General features: G+C 35.9%; 24 protein-coding genes and 1 tRNA gene. 18 read left to right on the forward strand and 7 right to left on the reverse strand.

The genetic code is table 11. The features are described 5' to 3' along the window. Positions 1–98: 98 nt before the first annotated feature. Positions 99–824 carry a VIT1/CCC1 transporter family protein gene (locus G9Q97_RS06085; RefSeq protein ID WP_166144194.1) on the reverse strand — a complete coding sequence of 242 codons (726 nt, stop codon included), beginning with the start codon at positions 822–824 and terminating at the stop codon, positions 99–101. A gap of 515 nt (positions 825–1,339) precedes the next feature. On the opposite strand from G9Q97_RS06085, the gene G9Q97_RS06090 reads away from it, so the two are divergent. Both G9Q97_RS06090 and G9Q97_RS06095 read left to right on the forward strand, forming a co-directional pair. Next, positions 1,340–1,413: transfer RNA gene (locus tag G9Q97_RS06090), tRNA-Asp, on the forward strand. A 401-nt stretch (positions 1,414–1,814) separates the two neighbouring features. Beyond that, positions 1,815–2,045 carry a hypothetical protein gene (locus G9Q97_RS06095; RefSeq protein WP_166144196.1) on the forward strand — a complete coding sequence of 77 codons (231 nt, stop codon included), beginning with the start codon at positions 1,815–1,817 and terminating at the stop codon, positions 2,043–2,045. Positions 2,046–2,089: 44 nt separating this feature from the next. Here G9Q97_RS06095 and G9Q97_RS06100 read toward each other — a convergent pair whose 3' ends face one another. From G9Q97_RS06100 to G9Q97_RS06120, 5 genes are all read right to left on the reverse strand, one after another. Further along, positions 2,090–2,329: a hypothetical protein gene (locus G9Q97_RS06100; protein ID WP_166144198.1), complete on the reverse strand. Its 240-nt coding sequence runs from the start codon at positions 2,327–2,329 to the stop codon at positions 2,090–2,092. A gap of 224 nt (positions 2,330–2,553) precedes the next feature. Then, complete coding sequence (locus G9Q97_RS06105; RefSeq protein ID WP_166144200.1) at positions 2,554–5,001, reverse strand: ABC transporter permease; 2,448 nt, start codon at positions 4,999–5,001, stop codon at positions 2,554–2,556. A gap of 223 nt (positions 5,002–5,224) precedes the next feature. Next, a complete protein-coding gene (locus G9Q97_RS06110) occupies positions 5,225–5,482 on the reverse strand; it encodes a hypothetical protein (protein WP_166144202.1) in 258 nt (85 codons plus the stop codon). Between the two features lie 437 nt (positions 5,483–5,919). Beyond that, the gene (locus G9Q97_RS06115) at positions 5,920–6,597 is read right to left on the reverse strand and encodes an SOS response-associated peptidase (protein ID WP_246255450.1); all 678 of its coding nucleotides are present in this window, start codon (positions 6,595–6,597) and stop codon (positions 5,920–5,922) included. Positions 6,598–6,792: 195 nt separating this feature from the next. Beyond that, positions 6,793–7,092: a hypothetical protein gene (locus G9Q97_RS06120; RefSeq protein WP_166144204.1), complete on the reverse strand. Its 300-nt coding sequence runs from the start codon at positions 7,090–7,092 to the stop codon at positions 6,793–6,795. Between the two features lie 273 nt (positions 7,093–7,365). On the opposite strand from G9Q97_RS06120, the gene G9Q97_RS06125 reads away from it, so the two are divergent. From G9Q97_RS06125 to G9Q97_RS06180, 12 genes are all read left to right on the forward strand, one after another. Then, positions 7,366–7,785, forward strand: a complete 420-nt coding sequence (locus tag G9Q97_RS06125) for a helix-turn-helix transcriptional regulator (protein ID WP_166144206.1) — start codon at positions 7,366–7,368, stop codon at positions 7,783–7,785. 363 nt (positions 7,786–8,148) lie between these two features. Then, the gene (locus G9Q97_RS06130; RefSeq protein ID WP_166144208.1) at positions 8,149–9,060 is read left to right on the forward strand and encodes a DUF4007 family protein; all 912 of its coding nucleotides are present in this window, start codon (positions 8,149–8,151) and stop codon (positions 9,058–9,060) included. Beyond that, positions 9,050–12,271, forward strand: coding sequence for a hypothetical protein (locus tag G9Q97_RS06135; RefSeq protein WP_166144209.1), 3,222 nt, complete (start codon positions 9,050–9,052; stop codon positions 12,269–12,271). Before G9Q97_RS06130 ends, G9Q97_RS06135 begins: the two co-directional genes overlap by 11 nt. Further along, positions 12,268–13,371: a phosphoadenosine phosphosulfate reductase family protein gene (locus G9Q97_RS06140; RefSeq protein WP_166144210.1), complete on the forward strand. Its 1,104-nt coding sequence runs from the start codon at positions 12,268–12,270 to the stop codon at positions 13,369–13,371. The genes G9Q97_RS06135 and G9Q97_RS06140 overlap by 4 nt, the downstream gene beginning before the upstream one ends. 3 nt (positions 13,372–13,374) lie before the next feature. Next, positions 13,375–15,024: a hypothetical protein gene (locus G9Q97_RS06145; RefSeq protein ID WP_166144211.1), complete on the forward strand. Its 1,650-nt coding sequence runs from the start codon at positions 13,375–13,377 to the stop codon at positions 15,022–15,024. A 7-nt stretch (positions 15,025–15,031) separates the two neighbouring features. Further along, positions 15,032–16,144: a hypothetical protein gene (locus G9Q97_RS06150; protein ID WP_166144212.1), complete on the forward strand. Its 1,113-nt coding sequence runs from the start codon at positions 15,032–15,034 to the stop codon at positions 16,142–16,144. 5 nt (positions 16,145–16,149) lie between these two features. Continuing rightward, positions 16,150–17,043: a hypothetical protein gene (locus G9Q97_RS06155; protein WP_166144213.1), complete on the forward strand. Its 894-nt coding sequence runs from the start codon at positions 16,150–16,152 to the stop codon at positions 17,041–17,043. A 25-nt stretch (positions 17,044–17,068) separates the two neighbouring features. Then, positions 17,069–18,217, forward strand: coding sequence for a cysteine desulfurase family protein (locus G9Q97_RS06160; protein ID WP_166144214.1), 1,149 nt, complete (start codon positions 17,069–17,071; stop codon positions 18,215–18,217). Beyond that, positions 18,210–20,414 (forward strand): DEAD/DEAH box helicase family protein, encoded by a 2,205-nt coding sequence (locus G9Q97_RS06165; protein WP_166144215.1) that lies wholly within the window; start codon positions 18,210–18,212, stop codon positions 20,412–20,414. Before G9Q97_RS06160 ends, G9Q97_RS06165 begins: the two co-directional genes overlap by 8 nt. Before the next feature lie 10 nt (positions 20,415–20,424). Then, complete coding sequence (locus G9Q97_RS06170) at positions 20,425–20,655, forward strand: hypothetical protein (RefSeq protein ID WP_166144216.1); 231 nt, start codon at positions 20,425–20,427, stop codon at positions 20,653–20,655. Beyond that, positions 20,652–22,802 (forward strand): AAA family ATPase, encoded by a 2,151-nt coding sequence (locus tag G9Q97_RS06175; protein WP_166144217.1) that lies wholly within the window; start codon positions 20,652–20,654, stop codon positions 22,800–22,802. Before G9Q97_RS06170 ends, G9Q97_RS06175 begins: the two co-directional genes overlap by 4 nt. A gap of 1 nt (position 22,803) precedes the next feature. Continuing rightward, on the forward strand, positions 22,804–23,328 hold the full coding sequence (locus G9Q97_RS06180) for a glycoside hydrolase family 15 (RefSeq protein WP_166144218.1): 525 nt from the start codon (positions 22,804–22,806) through the stop codon (positions 23,326–23,328). Positions 23,329–23,600: 272 nt separating this feature from the next. Here the strand turns inward: G9Q97_RS06180 and G9Q97_RS06185 are convergent, their stop codons facing one another. Next, positions 23,601–23,825 (reverse strand): helix-turn-helix domain-containing protein, encoded by a 225-nt coding sequence (locus G9Q97_RS06185; protein WP_166144219.1) that lies wholly within the window; start codon positions 23,823–23,825, stop codon positions 23,601–23,603. 180 nt (positions 23,826–24,005) lie between these two features. On the opposite strand from G9Q97_RS06185, the gene G9Q97_RS06190 reads away from it, so the two are divergent. Genes G9Q97_RS06190 through G9Q97_RS06205 form a run of 4 tightly spaced genes read left to right on the forward strand, consistent with a single transcriptional unit; the run spans position 24,006 to position 25,681 of the window. Then, positions 24,006–24,332, forward strand: a complete 327-nt coding sequence (locus G9Q97_RS06190; protein WP_166144220.1) for a hypothetical protein — start codon at positions 24,006–24,008, stop codon at positions 24,330–24,332. Between the two features lie 24 nt (positions 24,333–24,356). Beyond that, positions 24,357–24,620: a hypothetical protein gene (locus tag G9Q97_RS06195; RefSeq protein WP_166144221.1), complete on the forward strand. Its 264-nt coding sequence runs from the start codon at positions 24,357–24,359 to the stop codon at positions 24,618–24,620. A 6-nt stretch (positions 24,621–24,626) separates the two neighbouring features. Beyond that, entirely contained in the window at positions 24,627–25,145 is a 519-nt protein-coding gene (locus G9Q97_RS06200; RefSeq protein WP_166144222.1) for a stage II sporulation protein M, read from the forward strand. 41 nt (positions 25,146–25,186) lie between these two features. Next, positions 25,187–25,681 (forward strand): hypothetical protein, encoded by a 495-nt coding sequence (locus tag G9Q97_RS06205; protein WP_166144223.1) that lies wholly within the window; start codon positions 25,187–25,189, stop codon positions 25,679–25,681. Positions 25,682–25,712: the final 31 nt, after the last annotated feature.

A 25,712-nucleotide genomic window follows, 5' to 3' on the forward strand; every position in this document is an offset into this window, starting at 1 on the left:
TAAATACTTACTCAGTAGGGCAAATTGCCAAACAATATAGCTGCAGTCAGTTAATATAAACCCATAACGGAGTCTCTGAAGGTCATTGACTCCTTTTTTTATTGCAGCAAGAAAGCTTCAAGAAGGTCTCCGACATAATATGCTACCAGAGCTGCGATAAAGCCTAAAGCAAGTGTCTCCAATACACTTTTAACGAGACCGGTTTGATTGGCCCAGCTTTTCAGAGCGCCAACCACCAAAAAAGCCATGCCTGTGAGCAGACAGGTCCAGAAAAAGACATCAAATCTGCTGGTATAAAAATAATCCCAAACGTATACTGTAAGTGGAATAAAACCCACAGCAATAAATGAAATCAATGTTGCCAGTCCAATTTTCAGCGGGCTTTTATTTTCTTCCATCATATTGAGTTCGTCTTTCATCATTTCATTTACCCACCTGTCTTTGTCTGAAATGATCACATCAACCACTTGTTGAAGCAATTCTCCCTCAAATCCTTTTTCTCTGTAAATTACTTCTATTTCTTCTCTTTCTTTCCCGGGCAAGTGTTCCACCTCCCAATATTCAATACTTTTGTGCTTCTGAAAATTTTCCTTGTCTGATTTGGAAGAAAGATAGGCGCCTATAGACATAGACAGCCCATCGGCAAAGAGATTGGCAAAACCCAAAATGATAATGACCAGGGGATCGAGACCGGCTCCCACTGCCCCGGCAACCACCGCAAAGGTCGTCACCGCCCCATCTATTCCTCCATATACGAACTCTCTGAGATATTCCTGGAAGCTCTTAAAAAATGGAATTTCCTGATGTAATTCTGATTCTTTCACTATCTGATAATTTATTTTGAGAAAAATATAAGATGCTTTAAGATAGAAATTTTTTTTTAGAATGGAGACGAAAATAGGGTTAAAAATAGGTGATAAGAAGATTTTTAAAACAACATGTAGGTTTGGATAAATTCTTACTTTTCAAGGATAATCAGGTTTGGATTCAAAACTATTATACCAAAGGACCTTAAATCTAAAATCAATCTCATTGAAAATGAAAGTAATAAAAACCTTCGGGATATTTTTTTCATCGTCCCCTTGTGAGAAAAAAAACAAAAACCTACCTTTGCATCACTTCAAAAGAGAAGTACAAAAAAGAAAAAATTTAGAGTAGAAATTCAACCTTACAAATACCAAAAATAATAGCTGGTACTTTTGCCTTTTCAGGCAAGTCCGGATGGTCAAAGGTTCGAATTTTGAAATATAAAATATTGGAGTGGTAGTTCAGCTGGTTAGAATGCCTGTCCCGACTCGTCGGGAAGGTCGCTGGTTCGAATTTTGAAATATAAAATATTGGAGTGGTAGTTCAGCTGGTTAGAATGCCTGCCTGTCACGCAGGAGGTCGCGGGTTCGAGTCCCGTCCATTCCGCAGGAAGAAACCCTAATAGCTTAATTTACAAGCTGTTAGGGTTCTTCTTTTTAAATGTGGGGCTAATTCTGGGGCTATTTGTAATTTTTTTCTCCGGATATGCCAAAGGTTTGAAATTCCAAGCCATTTAGTTTTACCTGAATTTTATTATCTTTTGGCTGGACAAAGTCATTGAGGATTTTAAGTCGAAATAATTTTTTGGTCGAGTTATCAAATAAACATCAACCTCTCCCCTTCCCTTTTAAATTTAAATTACTAACTAAACACCACCTGGCACTTTTTGGGCAACACAACTTAAACCATTGATATTAAGTTAATTATTATAAATTTTTTCAACTAAAATACTTTTATTTTATCCACAAATTGATTAAATTAAGTTATCATTTTCAACTGTTGAGGCCATGAAATTCCTGATCAAACTTATCCTTGTGTCCTTTATTGGCACAATAGCCATGTTCGGTGCTTTGGGCAGCGAAAACGAATGGCCGGGTCTGATAGTGGCCATTTCCGTGTGGGTCTGGTTTATTTATTCGCTTTCCAAACCAAAAGAACGGAACACTGATCAAACGATTAGGAAACTGGAGCGCAGAAACGAGGAACTTCTGAGGGAACTGGAACGAAGAGGTCACTGATCATATATAATTTTTCCTTCAATACCCCAAAAGCGGCAATACCATCAAAGGTCCTGTTTCAAGCCCTCAATTTCCAATTCCTTGATATGCATACCAGCCAGGATCAAGTCGTCTCCTTCGATCGCTTGCAGGATTTTTTGAATCAGCTCATTTAACTTTTTACCTTTTTCCAACCTTTCAAATGGAAAGGGATCCAGGTTCTGGTCTATCAGCTGGTTGATTTTCCGCTCAATCTGAACTTGCCGGTTTTTCAATTGCATTACGATCAGGGAGATATCTTTCATTGTCAATTAAATTAACATATTACCGTTAATAAATTAGACAATTTTATAAATATACCTGCCTTAGGTTTTTACTTTTTTTTCCTTTTCTTTTCTCAAAAGCCCAAATTTTCAGAGAAAAGTAGTTTTATGGCTGATCCTTCCAAATTTGAATAAACGACGCTATCATCATGGATTGAGATTTGACCCCTGTTCTTATCCAGATGGAAAACGATTCATTAACTATCCTATTCCGCCTTCAATGCCTTTACAGGATTCTCTCTGGTAGTACTTAAGATTCTGCCCATTACAGTGACCATGGCAATAACTAACATGATTGCCCCTGGCACCAAAAAAGCCGCAATACCTATATTAATTCTGAAAGCAAAGTTCTCCAGCCAGGAATTCCCCCAGAAGTAAATAACAGGAACTGTCAATATTACCGCCAACAAAAGAAGGTAAAGATATTCCCTGGTCAGCAATCCTATAAGGCTTCGGCTTGTAGCACCCAAAACCTTTCTAATACCTATTTCTTTTGTCTTCATGGAAGCTGAAAATGACACAAGTGCAAACAATCCTAAGCAAGCCATAAAAACGGCCAATGACGAAAATGAGGTAAACAATTTTCCAAACTGCAGGTCTGCCTGATATTGCCTGTTGAACTCCTCATCCAGAAAAAAATAACTGAATGGGTCGCCGGGAAAAACCTTTTCATACGACTGTTTAAGGTGAGCAATTGTTCCCTGAATATCCGACTTGTTCATTCTTACAGAAAAGTAAACTCCGTAAGCATTGTCAAGAATATAAAAAGTTGGGGAGTAGGAATCTTTGAGGGAGTCCCAATGAAAATTTTTGACTACTCCAAGAATTTTGGTCTTGTAACTGAAAAATTCAACTTCTTGTCCCAAAGCAGCATCCGCAGAACCAAAATCCAAGGCTTCCAAAGCAGCTTCATTGATCAGTACATAGGTCCAATCCGGTATATTTTCAGGAATCTCTGTATTAGCAATAAATTCCAATCCATAAGAAGGAATAAAATCCTTATCCATCAATACAAAATTACCCAATGCCAGGGTTTCATCGGGATCTGTAGATTTACGGACCATACTTTCAAAAATGTACCCCTTACCAGGAACGGAGCTACTGCTGGTAACTGATGAAATGGAATGCTGCATCGTAGCCTGGTTTTTAAATGCCTGATAATGTTCCGACAGGGTAGTGCCGTTTTCAATGACCGATTCAATGATCACCCGGGGCCCGTCAATGACAAGTATTTCCTCCACATCCATCCCAAGCTCCTGATTCTTCATGTACAAAACCTGCTGATACACCAGATAGGTGCCGGCTATTAGCAATAGGGAAACGAAAAACTGAAACACGATCAGGCTCTTTCGAAGGCTCCAGTTACTTGTGGGATTGAAACCTCCGGTTTTTATCAGATTAACAGGTCGAAAAGAAGTCAGAACGAATGCCGGGTAAAGTCCGGAAAGTAAGGTTCCAATTCCAACCGTCAGGATGAAACCCACCCAAAAAATGGGGTCGGACAATAGCGTAAAGTAAATATTCTTCCCAACAAGTTCCTGAAGGACAGGCAGCAATACCGCTGAAAGGGCAAGTGCCAGTACAGCGGCAGTAAAATTGACCAAAACGGCTTCCAACATAAACTGGCTGATCAGTTGACCTTTATCCGCACCTATGGATTTTCTAATACCAACTTCCTTTGACCTCAACATGGCCTGGGAAGTGGTCAGGTTGACGTAATTTACCCATGCCATCAGCAGGATAAACGATGCCACAATCGCAAAAAACCACAAATGGCGCAGGTTGCCGTTATTGGTTTCAAAATCCCTGGTAAAATTGGAATATAAATGAATTTCAGTGAGTGGTTGCAATCCAATCTTCCATTTTTCATTAAGTTTTTCCAATTCTTCACCCTTGTGCAGGGTGATGATATCTTCAAACTTTTCAACTGTTTCTATGGGATTAAAATGATCTTGAATTGATACATAGGTGACAAAATCATCCCAGTCCCATCCCCCACCACTTTTGTATCTACCATATTTACTGATCAGAAAATCCAATGGAAAGAGAAAATCAAATTGTAAATGGGAATTTTCCAGTAGCGGCTCAAGGACGCCCGATACTACAAAACTTCCGCTCATAACCCCACCGCTTGTTTCAAGGGTTTTCCCTACCGGATTATTATCCCCAAAATATTTAACCGCCATCCGCTCCGTAATCACTATACCATGTTTTTCTTGAAATACTGAGACTTTGTCCCCGTATTTTAATGGGTAATGAAACAAATCTAAAAATCCGGGATCCACAAACAAAAGCCTGTCCTCCTGATGAGAAAGCTGATCATCCGGATTGATCACCACCAGACTCAAATCAAGGAAATTAACCCTGACCAAATCTTCGATTTCAGGAAGATTGGTTTTGGCTTCGGCCCCAAGTCCGTTCGTTGTAAAAGGACTATACGAAATAATTTCTCCCCGTTTATTGATGGTTTGGGTCAACCGATAAATCTGTTCCGAATTAGGATGAAAGCGGTCATAACTCAATTCAAAATGGATGTATTGAAAAATTAGCAAGCATACCCCCATTCCCACTGCCAGGCCAAGAATATTAATGGTAGAAAAAACTTTGTTACTCATCAAATTTCTGTAGGCAATTTTAAGGTAATTCTTCCACATGTGATCTTATTTAGTTGCTGGTTTATTTCTTTTTTCTGAAAAACTCTCTGCCCCAAACACCTTATCTAACGGGTTTCCATTGAGCGACTTTCATGCCAGCTGTAATCTTTGTATAACCTAAAAAAAGTACCTTTCTCCCAATTTATGTAAATTATTTCGAACAAAATTGCCCGTAAGCGGTCAATTCTTGAAGAGCAACAAAAAAGCCCCTAAGGGCTTTTCTCTAAGGTTTCGATTTCCTGGCCTTCCCCCCTTTCGGAGCAGCTACCTTTTTGCTGATATAGGCCGTATGGGTTTTTCCAAACTGGTCTGGCTCTTTTAAGGAGGCGACTTCAAATACCAGGTATTCTTTGCCATCATAGTCTACCATGTGGTCTTTTAGGATTTCCTCCAGTGTTTCTTTGGAGATGGATAACCTAATGATGTTGAGGTCCTTTACCTGGGTTCCTTTTCCGATGTAAGTTTTTTCGAATTGTGACATGACTTTTACTGTTTAAGGTTTGAAATTTGATTATGCCCAAGAGAACGGGGGCTGCCAGGGGCACCCAAGCCAAGGGCCGGGCAAAAAAATTGCGGAAGGCTTCCCCCGGAAAACCCAATTTTTTTTTGATCGGGCGAAGCGTACCCTTGGCGGGTGGACCGCTGCCCTCATCTTTGCATGGATCATAATTCACAACCGGAAACAGGATAGGCCATGGCTTTGGAAAGGCTGGATTAAAAAGGAATCAAGTAATGGCCCTTAACAATAGGGGATTATCCAGCTAATGAAAACAGGGAATTTTAGGAACTACCTGGACGAACGGCTATTAAAGATTCTGAATTTGAAGTTACCACGGAAAGCATGAATAGGCGAAAAAGGAAAAAACCTTCCAGCTTATCCAGAAAAACTGACTGAAATTACATAGAAGCCTAATTTTTCTATTCCGAAACCGGATCCAGAATTCCAGGGTGATTGTTGCCAGGTTTGTTGACCTCCTTGGATATTTCATATGCCTCCATGGAATCAGCAGGATAAGCGTTCATCAATTTTAGCAAATCCTTGGGGTTTTGATCGGGATCCAACCATAATTTTTCTTCTTCCTTGGTCAAAATCACTGGCATTCTGTCATGGATTTTTTCCATCAGTTTATTCGAGGAGGTGGTGATGATAGCATATGAATTATATATTTCGCCCTCAGGATCCTTCCAACTTGACCAGAGCCCAGCGAAAAAAAAGACCTCCCGATCAGGAAGGTAAATCCGGAAGGGCTGTTTTTCCTTGCCCTCCTTTTTCCACTCAAAAAAACTGTCAGCCAGGACCAGGCACCTTTTATTGTTTACCACCAAGGGTTTATAGGAGGGTTTTTCAAGCAGGGTTTCTGACCGGGCATTGATCATTTTATAGCCAACCTTTTTGTCCTTAGCCCAATGGGGCACCAAACCGAAATGAAAGACATCGATCTGCTCAGGTTCATCAGAAGTGACCACCGGAGCCAATTGAGAAGGAGCAATATTGAAAGAAGGCTTCCAGTTTTTGGCCTTTTCGGACAACCTTAACTTCAATTGATCTTCAACTATCTTAAGGTCTTGTTTTTCGGAGTATCTGCCGCACATCATTTCCTTTTTATGGTAAGTATTAAATTTACGAATAAATTAGCCGGGTTTTTATTATACCTTCGGGTAATTGGATTAGGGATAATAATGGAAATCCTTTTTTTGCAAGGAAAGTGCGATAGGAAAAAGATTGGAATGAAAACGAAGTGGTAGCCCGACCCGAAGGGTAAGCCCGAAAATATTTAACTTCAATTCAGGTTATCCCCTAAGCTTTTCTTTTAGGTTTTTATAACATTCTATTGCCAATGGCTTGAGCTCTTCCTCGGAACGTGAAATAGGAAATTCCAGGCTCCGATGCATTGCAGCCATATAGGTGGCCGAAAATTCATCCATTGCGTCATCCGCAACCCCCATCAACCTTTGAATCAGATCCATAATACCCAAATAATGACAGTACCCGGCATCCAAGTTCAACCTGTCCAGACCCAAAATCAACTGATTGTGTTTTAGGTCCTGAATGATCAACTCAATAATCAATTCGTCCAAAGTCATATTCATCTTAACATATAGGTTTTCGGTTAAATGGAGGCCACTCTCTATTTGCTGTCAACTTTGTTGCAGCCTTACAAAATTCAATAATCGATGCCCCCTACCCTATTCTGATAAGGCATATATTATTTTCTAAACATGAACAAGTGCTGGAGGAAAAAAGACGAAATCCCGGCCGAACCCAGATGCTCACCAGCATAAATTATCCTCCCTACGGATATTTTATTTAAAAATCCATCACTACCTTATAGCCAATTCTAAGGAAATGGTTAATTTTGATCAATGACAGATAGTAACAACAGGCCGGGAAAAATCCACCTGGACCGCAATATCAAGAGGTTCAGGGAAATGCTGGGCATCAAGCAGGAAGCCCTGGCCCATGAGCTGGGTGCTGACTGGTCCCAAAAGAAAATCTCCTTGCTGGAGCAAAAGGAAACAGTAGAAGATGCCATCCTGGCCCAAGTTTCCGAAATCCTGAAAATTCCCGTGGAAGCCATTCAAAATTTTGATGAGGAGCAGGCGATTACAGTAATTTCAAGCACTTTCAACGATAATTCAGCTGTAGTGTACAATAATCCAGTATTTAATCCGATGGATAAAATTATCAAACTACATGAAGAGAAAATTGCACTTTATGAACGTATGTTGAAGGAGAAGGATGAAATGATGGTGAGATTGGAGCGGTTGTTGGAGGGGAAATAGAGTGAAGCTAAAAATTTCATAACTTAAAAGGATTCATGAGTTCACCTAATTTCGAATTACACCTATTTTTATAAAGGGTGGCAGAATTAAGCTTTTAAGGATTGACCACAAATATCATTTTAAAAAAGTGGAATGATTATATTTTTATTTCACTCCATCCAAAAATGGAGATTCCTTCCAAAAAAATCTTTAGCAAGTTAACTTTTTTCTTTTCAGATACTTTAATCCAGAAAAAAGACAAAAACGGAAAAGCTGAATCGTCCCCACAATTGAAGGTTAGATTAATAAGTAAGGCCCAATTTCCTCAAAAATCAGCAATAATTTGGTTACTTTGTAGCATAAAATAATTTTCCACACAAAGAGATGATTTTAGAAAGTACAGAAATCACAAAATTTACCTTCTCTGGCCACGATTCTTTCCATTGCCGACAACTATGGCTGAAAAAAGGGTATGATTTTGTTCAAGAAGGGAATAATTTTAATGACGAAGATTCAGTTGTACAGCTTGGAGTTGGGAAAAATATGGTTTCATCCATTCGTTTTTGGCTGAAGGCTTTCAACATTATTGACAACAAAGACATTCCAACTGAATTTGGCAAACGACTATTTGATGACAATAATGGCTATGACCCATTTTTGGAGGATGAAGCAAGTCTTTGGCTTTTGCATTATCAATTAGTGAAAAATGGTTTTGCTTCTATTTACTCCATCATTTTCAACGAATTCAGAAAAGAGAAACTTTTCTTTAACAAAGAAACCTTTGTGAACTATGTGAAGAGAATTGGCGAAAGCAATCCCGATTTGAATTTCAATGAAAATACGGTTGCTAAAGATTTTATCGTTTTTACAAACCTTTATAAAAGTGACTCTGAAAGTAATGATGTTGAGGATAGCTTTTCTGGAATTTTATCAGAATTAGGTTTGCTAAAACTCATATACAAATCTTTTAAAGACGAAAACGGAAAAACAAAAAAGAAAGAAGAGTACTTTATTGAAACCTCAGAAAGAGACAATCTTCCTGAGTCAATCGTTTTATATGCAATACTTGACAATCCAAATTACGGAAACTCAATCAGTTTAAATTCTTTAGAATTCGATTGGAATAGTCCGGGTTCAATATTCGCCTTAAATCGTTCGGGTTTGATGAATAAAATCTCTGATATAGTTGATGATTTCAAAGACATCACTTTTACTGACCAAGCAGGGATAAAAGAGTTGCAATTCAAGACAAAATCAGACGCATACACAATTTTAGATAATTACTATGGCAAATAATTTCACAACATCGGTAAATATTATCAGGGACACTGATAGGGATTTCAACTACATCCCAACACCTAATGCTAGACAAGTTGTTAGCCAAATAGTTAATGACTTTAAAAAAGGCATTCGCTCTTTTAGTGTGGTTGGTACTTATGGTACAGGAAAATCTTCTTTCCTATTAGCATTTGAGCAGAGCATCAAAGGAACAAAACGATATTTTGAACCTAATTTCTTAATAAATCCAAAGTACGATTTTGCAAAAATTGTTGGCTCATACGCTTCTATTGTAGAACAATTTGCAGATGCTTTTGAGGTTCAAACAAACAAGAATCAACAAGAAAATATTCTTTCAGAAATATTTAATCGTTATCATTCCATTGGAAAGGAGAACAAAATTTTATTTATTCTGATTGACGAATTTGGTAAGTTTTTGGAGTACGCAAGTAAACACAATCCTGAAAAAGAACTTTATTTTGTTCAGCAATTGGCAGAGTTTTGTAATAATCCAAAGCACAATATTGTTTTAATTACCACTGTTCACCAAAGTTTGGAATCGTATGCTTATTCACTAAGCAAAACGCAACAGCAAGAATGGACTAAGGTAAAAGGTCGTTTTCGTGAAATTACTTTTAACGAACCTGTTGAACAGCTTTTGTTTTTAGCTTCGGAATATGTTGCTGAGAATTTTGAAACCAAGACTTCAAAATCAGAAATTGAAAAATGTTTGAAACTTACAACTGAAACGAAAGCCTTCAACTTCAATAAAGATTTCCTTAAAGAAATTGCTTCAAAGCTATATCCGCTTGATATTCTTTCTGCCAATATTCTCACGTTATCATTGCAACGATACGGGCAAAATGAACGTTCATTGTTTTCATTTCTTGAATCATCAGACCATACAGGTTTGGCGAAATTCAACAAACAGGAAAATCCGTTTTACAATCTGTCAAATGTTTACGATTACCTCAATTTCAATTTCTATTCCTTTTTAACCTCAAAATACAACCCCGATTTTTCTGCTTGGAGCTCGATTCGTTCTTCAATAGAAGAAGTGGAAAGAGCATTTGACTCAAATATCAATGGTTACATCAAAGCGGTAAAAACGATTGGACTTTTGAATATCTTCTCAGCAAGTGGTTCAATCTTGGATTTGAATTTCTTTGTTGATTATTTGAAAACTGCTTGTGGAGTTTCAGATGCCAATGATATTATAAAAAATCTTGAAGCCAAGAATATTATCCGCTATCGTTCCCATTCAAAACGATTTATTCTTTTTGAAGGAACAGATTTAGACATTCAAACTGCATTGATTGAAGCGGGAAATAAAATTTCGGAAGTGGTTGATATTACAACTCTTCTGAATAAACATATTCAATTTAATCCAGTTTTTGCCAAACAATATTCCTTTGCAACAGGAACTCCGAGATATTTTGAATTTATTATTTCAGACTATCCCGAAACCAAAAAAATTCCAGAAGGTGAAATTGATGGCATTGTAAATCTTGTTTTTAATAGCAAGCTGAAAGAAAGCGATATTCAAAATAAATCGAAATTACAGGAGGAAGCCATTATTTATTGTTTTTTTAAAAATTCGGCTGAGATAAAGAACTTGTTATTTGAAATCGAAAAAATTAAAAAGGTTCTTGAAGAAAACAAGGATGATAAAGTAGCTAAAAGAGAATTGGAAAATATTGTTGAGTCTCAAACCCGATTACTCAATCACTATATAACTGACAGTATTTACTCAGGGAGTAAAGAAGTAAAATGGTTTTTCAATGGAGAGGAAAAGAACGTTGCTGATAAAAAGGACTTCAACAAATTGCTTTCTCAGGTTTGTAGCCTGGTATATGATGCCACACCTATTTTCAAAAATGAATTGGTAAACAAACATAAAATATCTTCTTCTATCCATACGGCTAAACGCAATTATTTTAAAGCATTAGCCAATGATTGGGATAAAGAAAATCTAGGTTTTGAAGACTCGAAATTTCCTCCTGAAAAGACCATTTATCTTTCATTGCTAAAAGAAAATGAGATTTCACCCATTCGCGAAAATGCAACAGACGTAATTTCAATTGATAAGAAATCAAGCTTTTTCAAACTCTGGAGAGCATCAGAAGACTTTTTAGAAAGTGCCAAATCAGAGCAACTGAAAGTTTCAGAGCTAAGTGAACTTTTAAGCAAGCGTCCATTTAAACTCAAGCAAGGCTTGATTGATTTTTGGGTTCCCACCTTCTTGTTTTTAAAGCGTGATGATTTTGCGGTATTCGGTGAAGATAGTTACATCCCTAATCTTTCAGAGGAAAATTTAGAATTGATAGCAAAATACCCTGAAAAATATTCTATTAAAACATTTGATATTGAAGGCGTAAAGCTCGATATCTTCAACAGCTACCGAACATTTTTGAATATTGCTACCGAACAGAAATTTGACAACAATTCGTTTATAGAAACCATCAAGCCTTTTATTGTTTTCTACAAACAGTTACCAGAATACACTAAGAACACAAAAAGACTTTCACCTTCAGCTATCAAGATTAGAAAAGCGATTGCCACTAGTAAAGACCCGGAGAAAACATTCTTTGAAGCATTTCCAAGTGCTTTAGGATTGACTCTTTCTTCTTTGCAGCAAGACAAGTCAAAACTTCAAAACTTTACTACGAGTTTGCAGGATGGAGTAAGAGAACTACGAACTGCTTATGATGAGTTAGTAAAGCGTTTCGAAGATTTCATTTGCAGTGAGTTTGTTGGGAAAACTGCTGACTTTGATGAATACAAAGAATATCTTCAAAAACGATTTTCAAAGCTGAAAAAACATATGCTTTTAAGTAACCAAAAGACTTTTGTACAGCGTTTAGATTCACCGCTTGATGATCGAAAGGCTTGGTTGAATTCAATAGTACAAGCAGTAACTGGAAAAACTTTAGAAGCATTTTCTGACGAAGATGAAATCCAGCTTTACGAACGATTTAAGTCAATGATTCTCGAACTAGATAGTTTGACTAAAATTTCCAGATCTGACATTGATGAAAGTAAGGAAGAGGTGATCGGAGTTAAAATCGATTCATTTTTCAGCAAAATTGACCCCAAAGTGGTTCGAGTACCAAAGAGCAAAAGTAAAGAAATTGAACAATTGAAGAATGAATTGAAAAACAAATTGGGCAAAGACAATACATCCAACATTGCGGCTGTCTTGAACCTACTTAAAGAATTATTACAATGAGCAAAATAAGACACGTATTAGGCATATCAGGAGGGAAAGACAGTGCTGCTTTGGTTATTTATGTCAAAACAAAATACCCTTCTATTGATTTGGAATTCTATACCTGTGACACAGGAAAAGAATTAGATGAAACCTATCAATTGATAAAGAACCTTGAGGTATATCTTGGAATCAAGATTGAACTTTTACAAGGCGCACAAAACAGTTCCGAAGATCCATTCGATCATTTTTTGAAAATGTACGGGGGATTTCTGCCTTCATCACAAGCGCGCTGGTGTACCAAGAAATTGAAGCTTGAACCTTTTGAAAAATACGTTGGAGACGATCAGGTTATTTCTTATGTGGGTATCAGGGGAGATGAAGAACGCGAGGGTTATATATCAACTAAGAAAAACATACAATCCATTTTTCCATTCAGAAAAAATATTTGGAGCCAAGATGTGGTCACGAAATTACTTTCTAATCAAAATATGGAGCAACTTTTGACCATGGCTAAGAACATTGACTTTGGCAAAAATCAAGAAAAAGCATTTCAAACCCTATCAAAAAAAGTAGATGCAAGCTTTACCCTTGACCAAAAGTTGAATATTTTATTGGATGCCAATGTAAAAGCTTTTAATCATTTGGTTTTCGATTTTTTAAAAACAACTGATTACCCTTTAGCAACAGAAACTGAATTTCCACTATTGGACAATGATGAAGTATTGGTTCGAGAAGATATTTTCAGAATACTAGAAGAAAGTGGTGTTGGTGTTCCTGCGTATTATAATAAGATTGATTTTGATATCAATGGAAAGAAGGGACAATATGCGAGAAGCCGTTCGGGTTGTTTCTTTTGCTTTTTCCAACAAAAGATTGAATGGGTATGGCTTTATGAACAACATCCTGAATTGTACAAAAAAGCAATGGAATATGAAAAAGACGGCTACACTTGGGGACAGGGTGAAAGTCTTGAAGAATTGATTCAGCCTGAAAGAATGGCTGCCATCAAAGAAGAGTATGTAAAAAGAATGGAAAGAAAGCCAAAAGCAAAATCACCTTACCTAGTGGACATCTTGGATGATACAGAGGGTGAAGGTTGTGCGGCTTGTTTTATATAATAGATGAAAGAGGTTTTAGAATATTATTTGAATAATTGTCATCAGGGATGGATTGACCAAAACGAATTATCGTTCGACTTGGGTGATGTTGTTGTTGTTTATTCTTTTACCACAAAAGAAGAAGATTCTTCTTTTGAGCCTATCAATAATTTAGCTGAAATTGAAAAACTTCTAAATAGTGATATTGAGTTTTCTTTGCTAACATTAAAAGGATGCTCTGAACAGTTAAATTCGAGAGAAGATATTTTAACATATACAGATGCGAGATCTATTAGCAATGAAATGTTTTCATTAATTCGTAGAATAAAATCTTTTCAAAACGATTTTTGTCCTATTCTTAACTACAATACTGAAATAGATTACAGCGACCCAATGTGTGGTGATTATGAATATTACAACTTCAAAATTGATATTGATAAAAGATTCTGGTGGAACATTGAATTTGCGAAACACATATTTACGATTCGATTTAACCCAATAAATATACCTGAGTTCTATTCAATTTTTCTGCACAAGAATCAGCCGATAAAAGATGATAAAAACCCACCTATTTTATCAACCAACACAAAAGTTAGACGTTTGGGTTATTTTAAAATTTTATCACTTTTCCTGGATGAAAACAAGCAAATTCCAACTAGTAATATCAATAAGAGATTTGAAACCTTCTGTTTAAAATATAAGGATGTTTTAGATAATAGTGAATTTAACAAAGGGTTAATTAAAGAAACTAAAAATGGGATTTCAGCTAAGCCATACCTAGAAATGGCAATTGACATTGAATTGTTAAACAAAATAAATAACATACTCTATGTTGGTAAATCCTTGAAAGTATATCAAGCATTAAAAAAAGACTATAGTAATTCTTCAAATATTTTCGAATTAACCACATTTGACAAAATGTATTTTTTAGAGTGTATTTTAAGATATGATTATTTCTATTTCAGCAATCTTTTGGAGTTAATTTATATTGAAGAAAAAGTAACCTACTCAAAAATTGTTAGTGAGTTTCAATCCAAATTAATCAAAAGTTTGGAAGAATATAAAAAGCAAAATCAATATTCTTTTCAGGGGTATAAAAGCCCAACATTCAACACAGATAGAAAGGTAGTGAGTAAGCTTGATATTATTTTAAACAGAATTAGAAAATGGGAAAAGCCGGAGGTGTATTTGGAACATTTAATTATGCCTCGGTTAAATTGGATGTTGGATTTTGGAATTATAAGTTTCGATAATTCCAAAAATGAATACAATATAGAAAAAACAGGTGAAAACTTATTTAGGCACTTATGTATATGGAATGATATTAACACTGAAAAAATAATATCACCGTCTAAATTTCTTGACAATTTTATGATTCATCTTTTTGATGACTGTTTCAACAACAATATTGTTTCTAACCCGGATGATATAAAGTCAATATTAGACCGAATATACAAGCACATTGAAAATAGTTTTGAAATTTTTAAAACGCTCGCCCCAAATAGGGTTACAGCCTCTCAGGCAGCTAACTACACCAAATATAAACTTTATATGGACAACAAAATAAAAGTGGGTTATAGCTTTATCCTTAATAAGTTGTCTGAGAAAGAGCAAGATAAATTCATATTCAAATATCAAGAACAGTATCAAGACGGCTACATCCAAAAAAAATAATAAAAAAATGGCAGACTTTAAAGCAACATACAAGTTAAAAACGAATCCATTTCGTTTAACACCTGCAACAAACCCTGACGAATTAGTTTGGGCAGGGTTCAAAGATGTAAAAGAAAAATTTGAAAAAAGAATTGAACGCAGTATCAGAATACCTAACTCTACTTTGGTTTTAAATTGGGGAGAATATGGAAGTGGTAAAACACACGCTGCAAGATTTTTTAATAAGAAAGATGTTTTACAAGCACTTGCAGAAAAAGCAGGAAAAGCTATTCCTTATTCAACGGTTATATCATTACCAAAAGGTAAAGAGCCTATTTATAGCATTTACATTTCTATAATTGACAAACTTAACATTGAAGAGTTAAGAAACACTTTTTCTGATATTGTTGGTGATGTGAATACTTATATTGATTCAATCGGCACAAACCTTCATATCCAAAGTGTTTTGAAGGCTATTTTTAATTCTGACATACAGCACTTAGATATAAAAAAGTATCTGTACGGGAATATGAATGCCACAGAGTTGAAATCACTAAATGCTTCTGGTATTTTACGTTCATTGAAAGACGATACTGATTACAGTTCAATTTTAGCGGGATTGTTTTCGTGTTTAACTTATAACAAACAAAAGTATTCTTGTGTAATTCTTTGGATTGATGAGTTTGAAGACATTGCAGTATTAAACAATGCGAACATTGATAAGACTAATAATTTCATCAGAGAGATTTTGGATAATGTCTCCAATAATTTGCTACTGTTTTTGAATCTTACTCAATCAGCATTAATTTCTGTGGAAGATTTAGGACAATACGTTTATGAAAGCGTTAAATCAAGGATAAAAGAAAGAATCAGTTTTGATTTGCCTAACCCCGAAGTATTCAAAGAGTATTTGCGAGAATTAATAGGTCTTTTCAGAGAAGGAACTGATGATAATCCTTATTTCCCATTTGAGGAAAACGTAATTAACAGTTTGATAATAGAGTTAGGGAATGTTTCTTTAAGGCAATTTAATGAATCATTATCAATGCTTCTTGAACTTTCTGATATGGACGAAAAATGTCCAATCAATACCGAAGTTTTTAATAGTTACAAACAAGAAATCATTTGGCATAAAGAATAGGGAGTATGAATAATATTTGTTGTTTGCTAGATGCTTGTACTGCAATAAACCTTATTCATATTGATGAGGATGATTTCTTATTGAAAAAAATGGACAAACTTGAAGTTCATATAAATGATACTGTTTTTGATGAAATAAAGGCTAATGTAAGAAAGGGAATTGACAATGTTGTCGTAGATAGAAATGGGGTTGAAAAAACTATTGACCAAAAATTAACTTTTTTCAGAGGAAAGAAAAACGACAATAGCGAATTGCTAAAAGATGTAGGGAGTGATTATTTTGAGAGAATAAAAACTGTAACTAATTACACCAAAAAATTAAACGGAGAATTGTATTCTAGTGCTTATGCTCTATATCTTAGCAGATTTTGTGAAAAAAAAGTATTTTTCTATACAGATGATTATCCTGCAAAAGAATATTTCTCATCATTTTTTCATTATCAGCAAATCGGACACATAAAAGACTCTGTTGATTTATTAGTTTTACTTTACTGGTTGGATGATAAATTCACAGAACAGCAATTAGATAATGTATTGAGCGATTTGTATTCTCAATATGCAACAGAAGTAACTATTTTAAAACAAAAACTTCAAGACTTCTTTAATTGCAATATAGATGCTGCATTCAAAAGAAGTAAAAAAGAAATTACTGATAATCTTATCACATTGTTAAATAAACTTGACAAACTTGATTTTAAAAATATTGGTGATTTATATTCTTTCTTTGAAACCAATAAATCCAAGTGCAAAGTCATATTTGAAATTTTGAAAAAATACAATTCTGTTTTTGAGTTAGAAAGAAATTCTGATGCAGAAACGTTGCTTGGTAAAATTTCGCATACAAGAAAAGCTATAAAAGAAAATAAAATTTTCAAATGGAACGATTTGCTAAATAACTAAGATTACACGATTACGCATAAAATAGATGGCATATTTGGAACATATATTATACTTAGACTACAACTCCACCACCCCTATCGATTCAAGGGTGCTAGATGCAATCTTGCCTTTTTTAAAGGACAACTTTGCCAATCCAAGCAGCACCCATCATTTTGGTCAAAGCATCAATGAAAAAGTAAAACAAGCTCGTGAGCAAATAGCTAACTTTATCAATGCAGAACCCAACGAACTTATTTTTACAAGTGGAGCAACAGAAGCCATAAATATTGCTATCAAAGGAGTTTCGGAAAGCTACTCCAACAAAGGTAAGCACATCATCACCGTTTCAACCGAACATAAAGCGGTTTTAGACACAAGCAAGGATTTAGAAAGGAAGGGCTTTGAGGTCACTTACTTACCTGTACAGCCTACTGGACTGATAAATTTGACCGAACTTCAAAAAGCCATCCGCCCTGATACTGTTTTAGTTTCAGTGATGTATGTCAATAACGAAACTGGAGTAATTCAACCCATCAAAGAAATTTCTAAACTAGCTCACGAAAAAGGAGCTTTGTTTATGACAGATGCTACGCAAGCGGTTGGTAAAATAGAAATTGATGTAGTTGATTTAGGTATTGATTTACTTTGCTTTAGCGGACATAAAATGTACGCACCAAAAGGGATCGGAGTCTTGTATTTAAGAAATAAAACAAAACTCACCCCTCAAATGCACGGAGGTGGTCACGAACAAGGTTTGAGAAGTGGTACACTCAATGTTCCTGGAATAATCGCCTTGGCAAAAGCTTGTGAAATAGCCAGTGAAGAAATGGCTTTGAATCAAAGAAACATTTCTGCATTGAGAGACAAACTCGAAACAGAGTTATTAAAACTGCCAAATACCGCACTAAATGGCGATTCAGAAAACAAAATTTACAACACTACAAATATTTGTTTCAAAGGTCAAGATGCCAATGTTTTGATAGGCAGAATGAAAAATATTGCCGTTTCCAACGGTTCGGCTTGTTCATCGGCTGTTGTTGAACCTTCACACGTTTTGAAAGCTATGGGATTAAGTGATGATGAAGCCTTTGCCTCTCTCCGTTTTTCATTGGGAAAATACAACTCAATTGAAGACATAGAAACAGTGATTAGCAAAATCAAAGAACTAACACAACCAAATTTTAAATATGCTTAAAGATTGCGATTGGTCAATAGATAGAGATTACAAAACAGGTTCAGAAAACGAACCTTTGCAATTTTATTTGGATGGATTAGCCAATAGCAACGAGTTTCGTTTATTGTTAGGTTATTTCAGTTCTTCCGCTATAAATCTACTTTCTGTTGGCTTTGCCACTTTTATCAGTAAGGGCGGGAAAATGAAAATGGTTATCAATCATTTGCTTTCGGCAAAGGATAAAGAAGCTATTTCCCGAGTAGAAGATAATCCAAATGAAATAAGAGTATTTGATTTAACGGATATTGTTTCGCTAGGAAGAGTACTTGATGAATATGATACACACTTTTTTGAATGTTTGGCATATTTAATAGCTGAAAAACGCATTGAAATAAAGGTTATCAAACCCAAAATCGGAAAAGGAATAGCCCATTACAAATCAGGCATTTTTAGTGATGGTCAAGATGTTGTTGGCTATCAAGCATCTTGCAACTTTACCTATTATGGTCTTTCTGAAAACATGGAACAACTGGAAGCTTTTTTGAGTTGGGAAAATGGTAGGTCAAACAAACTGATTAAAAAGCAACTTAAACTCATTGATGACTATTTCGCTGAGAAAGATGAAGATGTAGAATATATACCAGTAAGTGATATTGAAGTTGTTCTCAAAGACAGATTCGGTAAGAAAGACATTAATGAATTGTTGGTTCAGGAAGAACAACTACTTAAAAAAAAGCAGAGTTTGATTTCAAACCCCAAACTGAAAAAAACAATCACGAAACTTTTTAGTGAAATTGAGATTATTAGACGAACTCCAAAATTCCCATATTCAGAAGGCCCGAGAGAATATCAGATTAATGCTTACAACAGTTGGGTAGCCAATAATTACAAGGGAATGTTTGCAATGGCAACAGGTACAGGTAAAACAATTACTTCACTCAATTGCCTATTGAATGAATATAAGAAAACAGGGGTTTATAGAGCAATTATTACGGTTCCAACAACCGCATTGGTGGAACAATGGAAAAAAGAATGTGGCAAATTCAATTTTAAAAACATTATTACGGTCAGTTCAAAAGAGAATTGGGATAAGAATCTTGCGTTTTTCAATACGGCTTCAAAACTAATTGATACTTCGTATATCGTTATTGTAACTTATGCTTCATTACCAAGGCCTAAGTTTCAAAGCTACTTTACTCAACTTCCCAAAGACACTATTTTAATTGCAGATGAAACGCACAATTTTGGTTCGCAAGGACTTTTAAGATTGTTGCCAAACATTCACCTTGAAAAACGAATTGGCTTATCTGCAACTCCAAACAGGAAGTTTGATGAAGCAGGGAATAAAGCCATTCAAGAGTTTTTCAATGATGAGCCACCATACATTGTTTCCTATTCAATGGAGGAAGCCTTAAAAATTGGATGGCTTTGTAATTACACTTACTACCCGCATATAGTAAAGCTCACAGACCCAGAAATGGAGAAGTACAAGGAGCTTTCTCTTCAACTGTTACGCATGGGCTTATTTGACAAAGAAACAGGAAATTTCAGAAGTACTCCTGAAATTGAAAAGAAACTCCTTGAAAGAAAACGAATTATTCACAAAGCAGCCAATAAATTAGAAGCTTTCAAAGCCATTCTAAGAAGTGAGTTTGATAAACGAAAAAATCTAAAATATACATTGATTTATGTGCCTGAAGGTGTAGAATCAAAATTTGACGAAACGGATTTTAGCGTTGAAACAGAGGATGAAAACAGGTTGATTAACGAATATACAAGAGCAGTTAGCCAAACAGATGATTCTGTGATGGTGAAACAGTTTACTGCAAGTTCAAGCAACCGTGAGGAAATCCTAAAAAACTTTGAACAAAGTAATATTCACGTATTGACTTCAATGAAATGTTTGGATGAAGGTGTGGATGTACCACGTTCCGAACTAGCAATATTTTGTGCAAGTACCGGTAATCCAAGACAGTTTATCCAAAGAAGAGGAAGAGTTTTGCGGTTGCACAAAGATAAAATTCACGCAACCATACATGATTTAGTAGTTGTACCCGAAGTAGCAGACGAAAGCACCTATGAAATGGAAAAAGGTCTAGTAAAAAAAGAATTGGAACGAGTGGTTGACTTTGCCAATCTGGCAATGAACAAGACCGACACGTATGAAACGCTGAAAAGCATTTTGGATTACTACAACCTAAACCTTAACGATTTATAAAATTATTCTTATGGCAAGAAAAGACGATATACTCAAAAGTTTTTTAACCCACGAGCTACTTGAAAACAAGTATGAATTCAATAAAGAAGAATTGCCTTCTACAGTTAGAGAAGCCCTTAACTCCGACAAGCCGATCATTAAAGCAATGGCTTTAATAGTAGAAGGATTGGACGGAACTTCACCAGTTACGGATTCGGTATTGCGAAACCAAGTTACCCAATTTTTAAATGAGGCTTTATGATAATCAGAAAAATACAAATCGACAATTACCTCTGTTATTACGATTCCAATACTTTTGAATTATCGGAAGGCTTAAACATTATCCTTGGTGAAAACGGAGAAGGGAAAACAAAATTTTTTGAATCGATTGATTGGCTTTTCAATGGGGAGAATCTAGAATTAGATATGCTGGTTTCTGCCAAAAAGCTGAATGAAACGGAAATTGGAGAAAGTTTTCGTGTAAGGGTATCAATGACCGTAGAACAATATGGAGAGAAGAGTATAATAACAAAATCTTTCCTTGCGAGAAAAGAAAAGGCAAATGAGTGTTCGATTTCAAGTTTTATGATTGAAGGCATTTCCGAAAATAGTTCGGGTGAAAGGACCCAAGTTGATGGTCAAACCCTGTTGGATAGAATCTTCCCTTTTCAGATTCGGAAATATTCAATGTTTAAAGGAGAAGCTGAACTCAATATTTTTGAAAGTGATAGCGCATTAGCAAACCTTATAAACCTATTTTCGGAGGCGAAGCATTACGATAAATACTCTGAAAAAGGTGCTTTTTTGCGAGAGAAAGCAGAAAAAGCGGTTGAGGACACTTCCAGATCAGATAAGAAGAATGAGGCTCTTTACAAACGACTGAAAGGTGATATCATAGATTTAAATAGAAAAAGAGAAACGTTCAAAGTTCATCTTGATTCAACAGATGAAGAAATAAGAAAAGTTAAAGGTAATTTACAATTAGTCGAGAAATATGTTAGTAATGCCAAGGCCTTAGGTATTTTAAACAATCGAATCAAAGGGATAGAAGAAAATATTTCAAAGCTTAATGCAAAGATTGATGAAAATTATACAACTTCCTTATTTGATGAAAATTGGATTCTAGTCAATTTTGAACCATTTCATAAAGAGTTTGCAGAAAAAGTAACAGCACATAGCAAAACCCGAAGAGAACTTCAATCAGAGTTTGACAAACAAAAAGGAATAAAAGAAGGAGAGAAAAAAGCCAAGGCAGAATTATTAAATAATGCTATTCCGCTCCCTAATAACATTCCTTCAAAAGCTATAATGGAAGAAATGTTGAATGATGAAATTTGTAAAGTATGCAATCGGAAAGCTGAAAAAGGTTCTGAGGCATACGAGTTTATGATGAAAAGACTGAAAACGTATTTAGAAAGTCAAGTTACAGAAGATTTTGAACCCGATAAAGACGAACCTCTTTTTAAATATGATTATACAAATAGACTTGATAATTTGAGTATTAGCCATGAAGATAACCTTAAAAATCTTAGACTAATAAGAACCAAAATCAAGGAATTATTTGAATTTAATGATGATCGAAAAAAAGATATTGAAGAACTCAATGAGCAATTAGGAAGAGAAAAAACGGAAAGAGAGAAAATTTTGGGAAATTCAAGTATTGCAGAAGATGATCTTGAAAATGCTCACAAAAATTATAATGCTTGGCAAAACGACTTAACTCGGTATAATCAAGACCAAGTGGACTATACATCTAAATTGAAAAGTATTGAATCTGAATTAGAAGTAAAAAGGAAAGAAAAAGAAAAAATTGATACGAGTTCAGCCAATTCTTTCTTGATTAAAACAAGAAACATCTTGCGTGACATTGAAACTATTTTTATAGATACTAAGGAAAAGAAATTTGATGAATTTATTGAGAAGCTTCAAACTAAATCAAACAACTTTTTCAAGACAATCAATATTGATGCTTTCACTGGGAAAATAGTTTTTACAAGACGAAATAAAGTCAGTCGTACAATAGTTGAAGTTGAGTTGCAAGAAGATGGCAGGACTTTCTATAAGCCAAACCAATCATTGTTAACTTCAATGCATATTTCAATCTTATTTGCAATTTCTGAATTGGCATCTGAAATTAAAGAAGAAAATTTTCCAATGATTTTTGATGCTCCAACTTCATCGTTTGGAGAAACCAAAACAGCTCAATTCTTAAATCTAATTTTTGAAACTGAGAATCAGAAAATTCTTTTAATCAAAGATTTTCTGCACACAGACAAAGTAACAAAAACGCTTTCTATCAAAAAAGAATTTGAAAATGTCAGAAGAGACAAGGCATTTTGGGTGAAATTAGAAAGACCTTTTGATCCAAATAATTTAAAAACTATTAACACGCAAGTAATCACATTATAAGATGAAGAATTTATTTGAAAAATGGAAAGCTGGAATTCCAAAATACAGTGAGGTACATAAAGACTTATTTACTTCACTTTCTCAAAAGTTTGGTGCAGAAGGTGAGAAGAAAATCAATTTGGGTAAGCATTTCAGTACCAACTATGAATTATACACCTATGCTTTTTTCTTAGGGCTATACAACAATGAATTTGCCCCAATTCCTGACGGTGAAAAGAAAACGGATTTTAGCCACCATATTCAACATTGGGGCAGCAAGACAACAGTGTCAACACGTAAGGACTTTACCAACTTACAAGAAAATATGTTTATTGCGCTTTTAGCAAAAACAGACATTGACCTAGTAGCACTTGAAAAAGGAGAATTGGACGAAGATGATGCGGTAAAATTGTTGATTAAAACAATGGAATCGTACACCAACGGAGGACTTATATTGATAAAGGAAAAACTGGAAGAAAACCCTAACTACTTCCTTCAACCGACATCATTTTTGAATATGATTTTAGAAACTAAAATTAATGTATAAATTAAAATCAAAATTTTTGATTCCTATTTGACATATTTTTGCTGTATTAATAATATGGCAAGGTGAAATTTTCGGTGGACTTTTCGCCAGGTATGAATCGTTACTTCGTAAGCGAACGCTCACCCCATCTATTTTTTTCGGTATTGGTTCCAGATCTCCACCTATTTCTCCTTTGTATACTTTTTTGCTATAAACTTGTTGTAATTATTCACCTGGTGGAATTGAAAACCATTAATACCCTTTTCACCATTTGTCACGGTTACAGATTAACCCTACTCTTTTCTATCCCTCAACCCCAACCCCCCAAACAACTCCTTAAACATCTCCCCGGGATCCACATTGATGGCCAGGGCGATCAGGTAAAGTTCGTCGGCGCGGAGTTTGGCGGAATCGTTTGAAGTCAACTGAGTAAGGCGGGATTTGCTTATGCCCGTGCGCCTGGACACCTCCGCTTTGTTTACCGTCCTTTTGGCTAAATACAAGCCCAAATCTGTCATGGATGTATCGTTTTAGAATACATCAATTTAGCTATCCGATACTTTTGTTACTAAAAATCAAATAACTGTTTTGAAAATAGGTTTATTTTCTATATTATTGTTTAGAAAATTTAAACAATCGTTTTACATTTTAATACACCTGAGGTTTGGGATCTTAAGGTCCATCCCTGATTGAGAGTTATGGAGAAAAAAGAATCGTTCACCTGCCCATATTGTGACAAAAAGCTGCCTTTTAGGGTTATCCTGAAGGTAAAAAACGATCATGCCTTTGCCTGTCCCAGGTGCGGAGGTGCTGTGGTTCCGCAGAAAACCAAATCCTTCACCTGGGGCTATGTGATCGGGTTTTTGTCATTTGTCGTACCCGAACAAATTGTATTCTACCTGCACGAAGATTTTGTGATGGCATTCCTGGTCGGATTCGTCCATGCCCTCACCGCATTTGGCCTGGTATCCTTATACCTCTATTACAACACCAAATTTTCAAAAGCCATTTCCTTTTTTATTTGATTCATTCACTAAAACAAAACACGTATGAAAACTAAAATGAAAAGTCTCGTTATCCTACTCGCCATCTGTGGCAGTTTTGCGATGGGAAGTGTGGAACAAGCCGCGCCTAAAGAAGGAGAAGTTTGGGCGGGTATCAGTTACCTGGCCGCACGAAGAGGCGCTTCGGCTGAAGCCGGATTGGCCATCAATGCCATTGGCCTTATCGATGCTGCCGCATGGGGCTTTGGCGTTGGCATGGTGGCAGGCCCTGCCGGAGGGATGATCGCAGGAGCCACTGCCGGTATGTAGTAAGCCATGAACGCTAAACACCTTACCCTATCAGCTGCCGCCGTCTACCTGACTGGGCTGCTGGTAGGGTATTGTATGGATTCTGATTTTGATTTTAGCCTATCGGAAGCCAAGCCTCCGGTAGCAATGATGGCTGATTCCAAATCAAAGTTGTTCTGTTCCATTGCCGGGAACAATATATCGGTCGCCCTGATCAATATAGGTGGTGGTTTTTCCCTGGGTGCCATTTCCTTGCTGAATACTTTCTACAATGGTGTCGTATTGGGTTATGCCCTATCTGTGGCAGGGGATAATTTTTCGTCTATCTTAATTATAAGACACCTGCTACCTCATGCCATCGAAATCGTGGCCATCATTCTTTCCTGTTCCTTGGGGTTTTATCTGGGTTTATACCTATTTAAACAATTCATGCTTGGAACGGGCTGTGTATTTGAATACCAAAAGTTCCTAGTCCAGACAGGCATCGCCCTGATCATCCTATTATTTGCCGCTGTTTTGGAAGTATATGTCAGCTTCTCCGGATGAGAAAATACCTGCCTTATATCGTTATATTTACACTTTCCATTATGTTTTACTGGATATCCAGCAGGTCCTATGCCCTTCAGTCCGGTGAACTGGAAAGTATGGAACTGTTCCGATTGTTCCGGGGGATCAGCAACCTGATTGCCCTTTTTGTGCCTTTGATGCTCTTTGTATTTTACATGCTGACATCCGGACTGATGTTTTCCCTGCTAGATGAAAAAATCAATGCCCAAAAGCTGGCCTTTGTCCTTTCCATATCGTTTATTCCCATTCTCCTTAATTGCCTGATTTACCTACTTGTGTTGTATGGGATCGAAGAAGGTGGAACACTTTCGGAAATGCTTCAAAAACCCTCCTTTCTCGGATTGGGGCTGTCGGATATGGAGGAGCTGAGTTATATTTTCTGGTTGGGGTTTTACTTGTTTTTTGCCATTTTGTTATGGCATGAGTTTGACCTGGGAATTGGAAGAGCTATTGCCATAAGCTGTACTCCTACTTTATTGGTGGTTTTGGGAAGATGGTTTGTTAACTCCCTCTGATATTATGGGCAAACTTTTACAGGGATTAAGG

Origin of the sequence: Cyclobacterium plantarum (genome assembly GCF_011290685.1) — a bacterium.
In the GTDB taxonomy this organism is placed as follows: Bacteria; Bacteroidota; Bacteroidia; order Cytophagales; family Cyclobacteriaceae; genus Cyclobacterium; species Cyclobacterium plantarum.